We start from the raw sequence: 11,815 nt of genomic DNA, 5'->3' as shown, positions 1-11,815 counted from the left end.
GAAGCTTAAAAATAGAAGCCAAGGAATAAGCGGCCTTACAGCCTTCTCATTCCCTGGCTTCCTCTATATCTCCCTTCAACTCATTCTCACTTTTTCTTCGTCTTTTTTACTTCAGATTCTACTTTTTTACCCGTCGTTTTCCGGGTTGTTTTTCCTTCCTCTTTTTTTACAGTTGCCGCTTTCTTCGTCACTTTGGCAGCCTGCGGCTCTGCCACTTTTTTAGCTACCGCCTTTGCCGGTTTCCCCTTCTTCTCGTCTTCCTCATCAACCCGGGCAATAAAATCACTCAATACATTCATGTAATTGATAAATGCCTCATAAGGTGAATCGTAAGGCGTAAAGTACTGATGCACAATTCCGTCGGCAAACAGCTTGGTACACATATAGTAAAAATGATCGCTGGCTTGCAGGCACTTGTAATCGTCGTTCAAAACCGGATCTTTCAACGCTTCTACCTTATGACGTATTTTGTACAATTCTTCAAAAGCTTCCATCTGTAATTCATTTCCCAGCCAAGCTGTCAGATCCCGTTCTTCATCCGCCCAGGAAATTGCAAAAGGAACGTGCAAAGGAGCCACCGGTAAATGTTTGGCAACCACTTCACGGGGTGTTAGAAATTCGAATGAACCGGTCGATAATACCTGTTCCGGCAAATTATATATAAAATCGAAAATTCCGGTATCAGAACTCTGATGTTCGCCCAAAGTCTCATAATCCATAAACAGATTGACAACATCGTCATCCTTTACAGCCTCACTCAGCCAACCGGTATATTTATCAGCACTCAAAGGCCATTCACTCCAGGATTTATCAGAAAAACGAAATGCTATATCATCGCTCAACCGGAAATTTTTCAACAATAATTTCAATTTAGGATTCAAGGCATTCGTATAGACATAATTAGGACTCTTCCAACCGAGAATATGTTTGGCTCCTTCGGTCAACATCGTCGTATATCCCATATGCGCTACCATTTCTCCGATCTTGTCCGAATATACCAACTCCGTATTCCGGAAGGTCACAGGGGTATAACCGAACAGTTTTTTAATCAGGTCGGCATGCATCTTTACCTGCAATTTGAATTCTTTCTCATCCACTAAACTTGCCAGAGAATGTGAATAAGTTTCGGCCAGAAATTCTACACATCCGGTTTTTGCCAATGCCTTAAAACTATCGATCACTTCCGGTGCGTATTTCTCAAACTGTTCGATTGCCAAACCGGATATGGAAAAAGTAACCTTAAAATTTTTTCCATATTTTTTTATCAGATCCAGCATCATCCTATTAGCCGGTAAATAACAGCGTTTAGCTACTTTTTGGGTAATAGTCCGATTGGCGAAGTCATCATAATATTCATGACTCTTACCGATATCAAAAAAGTGATATTTTTTTAAGCGTACCGGCTGATGAACCTGAAAGTACAAGCATAATGTCTTCTTATCCATAATATTATCAATTTATTGTTTATTTCGTATTGGTTCCCCCGTGATAAAAGCCTGTCTCCCTGTTGTTTTATTTCTTTACGTCTTCGTATATTTGCTTCAATAAATAAGCTGCATTTTCCCATTTCAGCGTATTTACTTCTTCCAAACCGCATCTTCCTGACATTTGCGATAATGCCGGATATTTCAGCAAACCGTAAATAGCATCTGCCAATGCGTCCACATCCCAGAAATCGACTTTCAAAGCATGTTTCAACACTTCCGCTACTCCGGATTGTTTGGAAATAATGGTCGGCACTCCGGAACGCATAGCTTCCAGCGGAGATATTCCGAACGGTTCGGAAACAGAGGGCATAACATATACGTCACTCTGAGCAAACATTTTCTGTACATCCTGTCCCCGGAGAAATCCCGTAAAATGAAAATGAGTAGCCATTCTCAATTTAGCGACCCTTCGGATGGAACGATTCATCAAATCCCCGCTTCCCGCCATTACAAAACGTACATCCGGATATGCCTTCAGTACTTTGTGGGCAGCTTCGATAAAATACTCCGGTCCTTTCTGATATGTGATACGTCCGAGGAAGGTAACGACTTTTTCCTTCACTCCGCGTTCCACATTCATATCTTTATACGACTGAAAATCAACAGCGTTATGTACAGTCACCACTTTTGCCGGATCTATTCCATAACGATTGACAACAATATTACGGGTCAGGTTACTTACTGTAATCACCCGATCGGCCGCAAGCATACCCTGACGTTCCAGATCAAACACCAACTGATTCACGTTTTCTCCGCTACGGTCGAATTCGGTAGCATGCACATGAATCACCAAAGGTTTTCCGGATACTTTCTTAGCAGCAATTCCGGCTGCATAAGTCAGCCAGTCGTGAGCATGTATAACATCAAACTGCTGCTGACGGGCGATAGTCGCAGCCACAATAGCATAACGGGCGACTTCTTCCATCAGGTTTGCCCCGTATTTACCCGAAAATGTATACTTATTCTTAAAACCGATACGATTTTCCTGATGACCGGTTTTCAACTGCTCGTTCACTTCTCTCTCAAAACGTTCCGGATCCATGTATGGAATCAGGTTCGACCCGATCTCCATAAAATTGATATTCTTCCAGTATTCCTCGATATCGACAACGTCGAACAAAGCTTCTACATCACTTGCATTGATAATTCTGGCGGCGCTCTGATCCTCATCCCCACTGGCTTTCGGCATCACAAACAAAACCTCAACACCCTGCTTGGCAAGCCCTTTCGTCAATCCCAAACAGGCAGTTCCCAATCCCCCGGCAATATGAGGCGGGAACTCCCAACCGAACATTAAAACTCTTGTTTTCATATATTCCTGATTTCTGATAATTAACAACCTTTATTTCTTCTTTCCCTTCGAAGCGCCCTTCTCAAACTTATGGATCAACGCCAGTCCTCTGAGAATTTCCCCAACACTCCAGGCCTGCGAGATGCAACCGTTAGGTGCATAAGGAGGATTACCGTCATATACTTCCGACACGGAACATACACCGTACAGAGTCATGTCTTCCTCAAAGCCGGCAAGCAATTCTTTCGCCTTAGATGCAAAAGACGTGCCATACAGCCTGAAATTAGCCTCAATATACGGTCCCGTCAACCAAGGCCATACCGTTCCCTGATGATAAGCTTCGTCCCGATCGGGCTGGCTTCCGCCATACAATCCCTTGTAATTGGGATTTTTCGGCGACAAGGTACGTAAACCCCTCGGGGTCAACAACTCTCTCTTTACAACGTCCAGAATCTTCCGCTTCATTTCATCAGTCAGCATGGAATATTCCAACGAACAGGCAATGACCTGATTCGGACGTACGAATATATTTTGTCCCTCCTGGCTTACATAATCAGCCAGATACTCTTTTTCTTCGTTCCAGAATATTTTCAGGAAACTGTCTTTTATACGCTCGGGCATCTGTTCCCAGGCATTCACAAATTTCGTGTCTCCGGCCTCTTGTGCCAATTTTAAGGTATAGCAAACGGCATTATACCACAAAGCATTGATCTCAACCTGATAACCGCCTCTCGGAGTTACCGGACGTCCATTTACGATGGCATCCATCCAGGTCAATGCTTTACCGGGCTCATCCGCCCATATCAAACCGTTCTCATGCATCTGCACATAGGCATTGACTCCTGCACGATAGGCCGTCAGGATAGATTTCATCCTGGAACCGTAATTTTTCCAAATCAATGCCGTATCACCGATTGCCTCGCCGTATTCCTGCAATGCCTTAAAATACCACATCGGAGCATCTACGGAATTGTAGGCGGCATTCTTGCCTTTTCCGACATTCGGGAACAATCCGTTGCACAACTGACGCGACATGGTATCGAGTACGTCTTTACACGTCCTGGTATCCCCGGCAGCAGACAATGTTACGCCCGGCAAAGCGATAAATGTATCCCGTCCCCAGGCTCCGAACCACGGATAACCGGCGATAATCTCCGTATCTTTCCCCTCTTTTACGACAAACTGGGAAGCTGAATATTTCAAACAATTCACAAAACTGTTTCGGGGAGCACGGGCATCAACCAGCTTCTGAAATTTACTCTTCAGCCTGCCCGTTGCTGCAGGTACGGTGGAAGCCGAGAAAATAATACTTTCCCCCTTCTTGATCGGTACTTCAAAATAGCCCGGTACAAATAAATCTTCCCGGAAGTCATATCCCCGGTTTTCTTCTTCCATATACTCGATATTCTTATACCAATCCGGGGTCGCAACAAACTCATTCCCCTTGCTCAACTGCATATGCAGGTAAGGGAAACCGTTATATAATTTAGAACGGATGCCGTTTTCTACCAACTCATATTTCGTATTGGCCATCATATTGGCCTTACACAGGCTATTCACATTGCGATATGCCAGGAACGGCTTCAGACGAAGTAAGGTTTCCGAATGGGCATCCACCAATGTATAACGGATAACGACCTGATCTTCATTATGCACCAGTACAATCTCTTTCTTCAAAACCACACCGCCGACCCTGTATGTCAGAGTATATACCGGCTCATATTCAAAATCAACAATATATTTATGTCCCCTGGGCTCATAATTACCCGGATATTTATGAATACCGAGATTAAAAGCCTGTCCGTGTTGTATCACAGTTTCATCCAGGGAAGACAATAACACGTGGTTCTCATTGTTGAACTCCTCGATAGGTACAATCAACAATCCATGATATTTTCGGGTATTACAGCAAATAATTGTGGAGGACATATAGCCACCCGCCCGGTTTGTTGCGAGAACCTCACGCTTCAGTGAATATTCCAGATTCACCAATTCATCTTTGTTAAATTTTAAATAGGCCATAATGAAATGATATCTTTTAATTTATTTTGATCTCGGTTATTAATCCTGTAATTTCAATACCAAAGCCGAACGGGCCGGTAAATATATGCTCATCTGATTTCCGTCACTCTCATCATACAATGTAAAATGTGCTGTTTTCTTATCGATCCGGCCGAATCCGTCGAATAACGTATCGTCAGTATCCAGTACATCCACGTATTTCCCCGGCTGTGTCCCGAAACGGTAATCGGAAAAAGACCGGGTCGGATTGAAATTAAAGGCCAGTACCAGACTTCCTCTGGAAAAAATCAGAATTTGCCTCTCATTATCCCTCACCATCGGTTCCGGACGATACCGGAATATTTTCTCCTTTTTCACCAACTTCAACATGGCCTTATCGAAAGCATTCAGATAACGGTAACGCAAATTGTCATCATCAACCAGATGCCATAACCGGCGTGCATGTTCATAGCTCCAGCCATTCCCTTCCCGGGGAAAATCAATCCATTCCGGATGTCCCCATTCATTTCCCATAAAATTCAGATAACCGTCTCCGGCGGTTGTAATCGTCAGCAAACGGATCATTTTATGCAAAGCCATTCCCCGGTCGACCACCATATTCCGCTGAAACACATTCATCGAAGAATAGATTTCCTTATCCAGTAAACGGAACAAAATCGTTTTATCTCCAACCATCGCCTGATCGTGGCTCTCGGCATAACTGACCGTATGCTCGTCCGCCCGTTTATTCGTCATCTGATAAAACAAATCCCCCACATGCCACTCTTCATCCTTCTTATCCTCAATCAATTTTATCCAGTAATCCGGGACTCCCATGCTCATCCGGAAATCAAACCCGATTCCCTCCTCCTCGATCGGGGCTGCCAATCCCGGCATCCCGCTCATATCCTCCGCAATCGTAACAGCATTCTTGTTGATCTGATGTATCAGCCGGTTGGCCATTGTCAGGTAAATAATCGCATCCTCATCCTGATTCCCGTCATAATAATATTTATACTCCGTAAAATCCCGGCCTAACCCATGATCCCAATACAACATACTGGTTATACCATCGAAACGGAATCCGTCGAAACGGTACTCCTCCTGCCAATATTTACAATTCGATAACAGGAAATTCAACACTTCATTTTTCCCATAATCAAAACAACGCGAATTCCAAAGCTTATGTTCACCCTGTTCCCCGGAATGGAAATACAGATCATATGCTCCGTCAAAACGACTCAATCCTTCCATCTCATTTTTTACGGCATGAGAATGGACAATATCCATAATCACGGCTATTCCCCGGCCATGTGCATCATCGATCAACCGCTTTAAATCCTCCGGTGTTCCGAAACGCGAACTCACCGCAAAAAAATTGGCCACCTGATAACCAAAAGAACCGTAATAGGGATGCTCCTGAACAGCCATCAATTGTATAGCATTATATCCCAAACCGGCCACCCGGGGCAGCACTTCATTCCGGAATTCTTCAAAGGTGGAAACACCCGGTTTTTCAGTACTCATTCCGACATGAGCCTCATAGATCAATGGATTTTTCAACTTTTTCGAAAAGTCATTCTGCCATTCATACACATGTTCAGGATACCATACCTCTGCCGAAAAAATCTTAGTCTGTTCGTCCTGCACAGCCCGGGTTGTATGACTCGGCAAACGTTCCCCATATCCTCCGTCCCACTCTACCCACAAACGGTATTTCATGCCATGCCGGAGCTGCCCGTCAACCAACGCAATCTCCCAATTTCCATTTCCGACAGGATACAAACGAAATTCTTCTTTCTTCTGCCAATCCGTAAAATCTCCGATCAGATAAAGAGCAGTCGCGTGCGGAGCCCATTCCCGAAAAACCCATCCCCCTTCTGTCCGATGCAAACCATAATACAGATATGAATTAAATGTATCCGCCAATTTCCGTTTTCCTTCGGTAAAACCAATCTCACGCAACACAAAGTTTTCATAACGCTTCCTGATTATGTTACGAAAGGGCTCAAGCAAAACATCTCGATCGGCAAAACTACATTTCATTTTTTTATCTGATAATTATATTCAAACTGTTTTATCAACCCATGGGTTCTTTTTAAAATAATTAAAAAAGATACACCATCTTTGACAAACTTTTATCTGCATACAAAAGTAATACATTTATAATAATATCAATTCCAATCACTCAACTAATTACGAATTTATTCGCGCATACGTTTCCTATACCTCTTTTCAATCTGTTTTCACATTATTAACATATTATACGACACTATGAGTAAAAATAACATTTAATATACATCACATCCTGCATCGGCAAGATCTGAAGTGCATTCGCAATATAACATTTATTAGTTTTATTTGCAAATTTTAAGTGTATTTTTATGTGCAAAATTTCCCGAATATTTGACTTTGATGACAAATACTACATATCATACTTGTAAATCAAATTATTATACAAACAAAAGTATTAATGAATTTTTAATATAATTTTACACAAAATCACATTACAATTTCATCGTAATTTATTCACCACTTATTACTAATTAAAATAATAAGGTTAAAATTTGATTTATACAAACGGAAAATAAGTTCGAAAAGTTTCTTTTCCAAGTTCATTTTCCAGGTTTTTAAATCGTTTTAACATTCTTTGATTTAAGACTATTTTCTGTAAATCACCAGTAAAGTATTCTGAAACATTCAAATACTTATGTTCACCTGAAAGCAACACAAACACTCAACGCATTTGCTTTTCTTCCCCCGTCCTCTTCCTGTAAAATACCAATATATCAGGATTTCAGATTCTTTCCGTTTCAGTCACATTTGTATATCTATAAAATGAAAAAACGGTATGATACGGAAAATTACCAAAAGCTTGTCTGCAAAAGATAAACTCACCCAAACTCCGGTTTATAGGTAAAGTATGAAAACAAGTGTGAAAAAAATAATATTTATTCTGTTCTCCCTATTTATTGCGATATCGGTACAAGCACAAGCCGGAAAAGTCGTTTCCTTTTCCGGCCGGGTCGTATCGGCGCAAACCCAAGACCCTCTCGAGTCGGCTACATTACAACTCTACTCTGAGAAAGGCGTCTTTTTCGGTACGACGACAGATGTAAAAGGAATTTTCCGGGTAAAAATCCCCACAGGCAAATACCGGGTTACCGTTTCTTACATCGGTTATAATTCCCTGACCCGAAATATCGAACTCGTCCGGAACGATTCGGTTACATACCATTTAGCCCTTTCCACCGAAAATCTGGACGAAGTTATTGTTACGGCTACCGAAGCTAAAGGCAGCAGCAGTACTACAAAAATCGACCGGGAAGCGATGCAGCACCGGCAACCCACGAGTTTCGGAGACCTGTTATCTCTTTTGCCCGGCGGTATGTCCGCCGTTCCCGCGATCGGTTCGGCTTCACTGATCATCCTGCGGCAGGCAGGTACGGCAGGAGAAGACTATGACATCAGTTCCCTGGGGACCGCTTTCCTTGTCGACGGCCATCGTCTGGCAACGGATGCCAATATGCAAAAAGTCGTCCAGATATCCGGTTCCAGTACAGACAGTCACAGCGCACTGGAATTTGCCAATCGCGGAATAGACATGCGTTCCCTGTCGACAGACCAGATCGAAAGCGTCGAAATCGTCAGAGGCTTGGCCTCTGTAGAATATGGAGACCTGACCAGCGGTTTGGTAAAAATCAATCGCAAAAAGGGATTCACTCCCTGGGAAGCCCGCTTCAAAGCCGATCAATACGGGAAACTGTTTGCTTTAGGAAAAGGTATTGAGTTTAAAAATCGCCGGTTAAGCCTCAATGCAGGACTCGATTACACCGATGCCCGCCCCGACCCCCGGGATGCCTTCTCTTCTTACAAACGCCTGACGGCCTCCATCCGTTTAAATAAACAGTGGGACATTACCGGTTATCGGTTGTCCTGGTCAATGACCGGTGATTATACCGGTTCTTTCGACGATCGGAAATCCGATCCGGAAATTACAAAACAAAAGGAAGACCGTTATAAAGCTTCTTACAATGCCCTCTCATTAGGAAATACCCTGCGTGCTGATTATAATCACGATCAGACGATAAAATTTCTGGAACTGACAACATCCCTGAGTTCTCAGACAGACAAAATCAAACAAACCAAAGTCGTCCAGCTGGACCGGGACCGGACCGTTCCGAACTCGCTCGAAGCCGGAGAACACGACGGCTTGTTTCTCCCCTATAAATACACTGCCCATCTGCTGGTCGACGGAAAACCTTTCCGGGCTGCCGCCAAACTAAAAACCGGACTGTCTTTTTCCGGACAGCGCATAACCCACCGGGTTCTTCTGGGAACAGAGTGGAGTATGGATAAAAACTACGGCCGGGGACAAGTATACGACATCAACCGACCGTTAAATCCGACGACGGCCTTACGTCCTACCTCATTTAGGGAAATTCCGGCAGGACACAAACTGTCCCTGTTTGCCGAAGACAATATAAACCTTTCTTTCGGAGCTCATCTTTTCAGATTTACAGCCGGTGTACGGGGGCAAATGCAAATGAATCTGAACCGACACTATCTGCTCCGGAATAAAATGTATTTCGATCCCCGGATTTCAGCCCAATGGCATTTACCCGCCATCGGTCCTAAAATAACTGCCGTATTATCCGGAGGCATCGGTTGGCAAACCAAAATGCCGACCTTACAACAATTACATCCCTATAAAATATATAACGACATCACTCAACTCAACTATTTCCATTTAAATCCGGACTACAGACGTATCAATATCCGGACGTATATTATCGATCCGACCAATTACGACCTCAAACCGGCCCGTAACCGCAAATGGGAAATTAAATCTGATCTTAGCTATGCCGGCAACAATCTGGTTGTCACTTATTTTCAGGAAGCTACACATTCCGGTTTCCGTTCATCTACCGAAGTCGCCCCTTACAGTTATAAAAAATACAACACCGACAATATCGATCCGAATGCCTTACAAGGACCGCCTGATCTGGTTGACTTGCAATGGCAAGCGGATACGATTCTGCAAAGCTACGGCAAAACCACAAACGGCAGTTCCCTGTTGAAAAAAGGAATAGAATTCCAGTTCGTCTCCCACCGGATAGAAGTATTGAAAACCAAACTGACCGTCAACGGCGCCTGGTTTCATACTACCTACAAAAATAGCCGTCCCATGTATTACTCTGTAAGTAAAGTGATCAACAACGTCGCTCTCAACGATAAATACATCGGTTACTACAACTGGAACGACGGATCTGTAAAACAGCAGTTCAATACGACATTCATACTGGATACCCGACTGAAACAACTGGGACTGACACTTTCCACCTGGATCGAATGCATGTGGTTCAGCAGCTCGCGGCGAATGCGGCAAAACGGTGTTCCCACAGCTTATATGGACGTTACGGGTACCCTACATCCCTATACCGAAGCCGACAGGGAAGACATATATAAAAAATGGCTGGTCCGGGAATACAATGACGAGTTATTCAAAAAAACGACAGAACCGTTTTACATGTATCTCAATTTCAAAGCCAGTAAGGATTTCGGGAAATACCTGAATCTTTCACTTTTTGTCGATCGGATACTCGACTATACACCGGATTATGATTCAAACGGTTACACGATACGGCGTAACATCAATCCCTATTTCGGTATGGAACTGAATTTCAGATTATAACAAAATAATATTACAAAATTAAAACTCAATTATATTGTTTAACTCAAAATAAATAAACATGAAAACACATTACTTAATGTTAGTATTTGCACTTCTTATCGGCTTTACAGCCTGTGACGACGACAAGAACAGTGTACCGCAAGTTACCGTCCCCATCAGTTTAAGTGCTCCGGACAGTGTACAAAATGCCGTAATTTCGAATGTAACGGCCACTCTGAAAAACATCGCTACCGGCAAGGAATCGACCGTCGTTGCCGCCCCTAATAACGTAAGAGCCACAACAACGTTTGATTTTACCGTTACAATAGATGAAGGTCTGTATAACATTACAGTTGAAGGAGATATCGCCTATACCTTCCAGGACAAAGAATGGACCAGCAGAGTAAGAGGATACAAAGGGAACGTTCAATTGACAGGTAATTCAGGCAGTACGACACCAACTGTTGCGTTGGAAGGTTTTCTGTATACCGACAATACGACGACCGGAGGGGATTTTGTCATCGCCGAAATATTCTTTACCGGAACTGAAACTCCTGAAGGCAAGCAATACACCGGAGATAAATATTTTCGCATCTTTAACAATTCTTCCGACACCTTGTATGCCGACAGGCTGATGATCGCCGAATCCCAATTCCAAACCGTAAAAAAATACGATTATACACCGGACATCACAGCCAATGCCCTGGCTGTCCAAGCCGTATATGTCGTCCCAGGTAACGGTAAGGATTATCCTGTAGCTCCCGGCAAATCAATCCTGATCTGCGACAATGCCATTGATCATACCAAGGCCAATACCAACTCATTCGACCTGACCAAAGCCGATTTCGAGTGGTACGATGAGTCGAGCAATCCGAATTTCACGGATGTCAACAACCCTGATGTACCCGATATGGATAAATACTACTGTTACACCGCAACGATCTGGGGACCGCACAACCGGGGTTTCCATGCATATGCATTGGCTCGCCTAGGCGAAAACGAGACCAAAACCTCTTATCTGAAAAATTATGCACACGCCTACACCTACAACATGGTCATCGGAGGAAATACCTACCCCATGTCCGATGACGGATACAAAATTCCGAATAGTTGGATTTTAGACGCCGTCAATTGCAGTATCAAATCCGAATTTGTCTGGCTGGTAACCTCACCCTCGTTAGACCTGGGCTGGACTTATTGCGGAACAGTCGATAAAGATGCCAGCCGTTACGGTAAAAGCGTACGCCGGAAAGTGGAATCCATTACTGAAGACGGAAGGGTTATCTTAAAAGATACCAATAATTCCAGCGTAGATTTCGACGCAGAAGTAAAAGCCGATCCTTATTATGTGTTTAAATAAAC

Annotated in this window: 6 protein-coding genes; 2 read left to right on the top strand and 4 right to left on the bottom strand. The window is 43.4% G+C overall.

Features of this window, described 5'->3' with window-relative positions; genetic code table 11:
* Positions 1-86 precede the first annotated feature (86 nt).
* The 4 genes from DD657_RS00255 to DD657_RS00240 all read right to left on the bottom strand — a co-directional run bounded on the left by DD657_RS00255 (position 87) and on the right by DD657_RS00240 (position 6,825).
* A complete protein-coding gene (locus tag DD657_RS00255) occupies positions 87-1,445 on the bottom strand; it encodes a glycoside hydrolase family 57 protein (RefSeq protein WP_021987171.1) in 1,359 nt (452 codons plus the stop codon).
* Positions 1,446-1,512: 67 nt separating this feature from the next.
* Positions 1,513-2,799: a glycosyltransferase family 4 protein gene (locus tag DD657_RS00250; RefSeq protein WP_068688704.1), complete on the bottom strand. Its 1,287-nt coding sequence runs from the start codon at positions 2,797-2,799 to the stop codon at positions 1,513-1,515.
* 30 nt (positions 2,800-2,829) lie between these two features.
* Entirely contained in the window at positions 2,830-4,800 is a 1,971-nt protein-coding gene (locus DD657_RS00245; RefSeq protein ID WP_068688703.1) for an amylo-alpha-1,6-glucosidase, read from the bottom strand.
* Positions 4,801-4,839: 39 nt separating this feature from the next.
* Complete coding sequence (locus tag DD657_RS00240; RefSeq protein ID WP_021987174.1) at positions 4,840-6,825, bottom strand: alpha amylase C-terminal domain-containing protein; 1,986 nt, start codon at positions 6,823-6,825, stop codon at positions 4,840-4,842.
* Between the two features lie 877 nt (positions 6,826-7,702).
* Here DD657_RS00240 and DD657_RS00235 point away from each other — a divergent pair.
* On the top strand, positions 7,703-10,474 hold the full coding sequence (locus DD657_RS00235; RefSeq protein WP_287047950.1) for a TonB-dependent receptor: 2,772 nt from the start codon (positions 7,703-7,705) through the stop codon (positions 10,472-10,474).
* A 58-nt stretch (positions 10,475-10,532) separates the two neighbouring features.
* Entirely contained in the window at positions 10,533-11,813 is a 1,281-nt protein-coding gene (locus DD657_RS00230) for a DUF4876 domain-containing protein (RefSeq protein ID WP_287047949.1), read from the top strand.
* Positions 11,814-11,815: the final 2 nt, after the last annotated feature.

The organism is Culturomica sp., assembly GCF_003524185.1.
Lineage (GTDB): Bacteria > Bacteroidota > Bacteroidia > Bacteroidales > Marinifilaceae > Culturomica > Culturomica massiliensis.
The sequence above is the reverse complement of the archived record's forward strand: the minus strand, read 5'-3'. Positions and strand labels throughout refer to the sequence as shown.

What these genes read in the sequence shown, in the direction of transcription:
- DD657_RS00255 (WP_021987171.1), bottom strand. Translation starts at nt 1,445, where the DNA reads ATGGATAAGAAGACATTATGCTTGTACTTTCAGGTTCATCAGCCGGTA.
- DD657_RS00250 (WP_068688704.1), bottom strand. Translation starts at nt 2,799, where the DNA reads ATGAAAACAAGAGTTTTAATGTTCGGTTGGGAGTTCCCGCCTCATATT.
- DD657_RS00245 (WP_068688703.1), bottom strand. Translation starts at nt 4,800, where the DNA reads ATGGCCTATTTAAAATTTAACAAAGATGAATTGGTGAATCTGGAATAT.
- DD657_RS00240 (WP_021987174.1), bottom strand. Translation starts at nt 6,825, where the DNA reads ATGAAATGTAGTTTTGCCGATCGAGATGTTTTGCTTGAGCCCTTTCGT.
- DD657_RS00235 (WP_287047950.1), top strand. Translation starts at nt 7,703, where the DNA reads ATGAAAACAAGTGTGAAAAAAATAATATTTATTCTGTTCTCCCTATTT.
- DD657_RS00230 (WP_287047949.1), top strand. Translation starts at nt 10,533, where the DNA reads ATGAAAACACATTACTTAATGTTAGTATTTGCACTTCTTATCGGCTTT.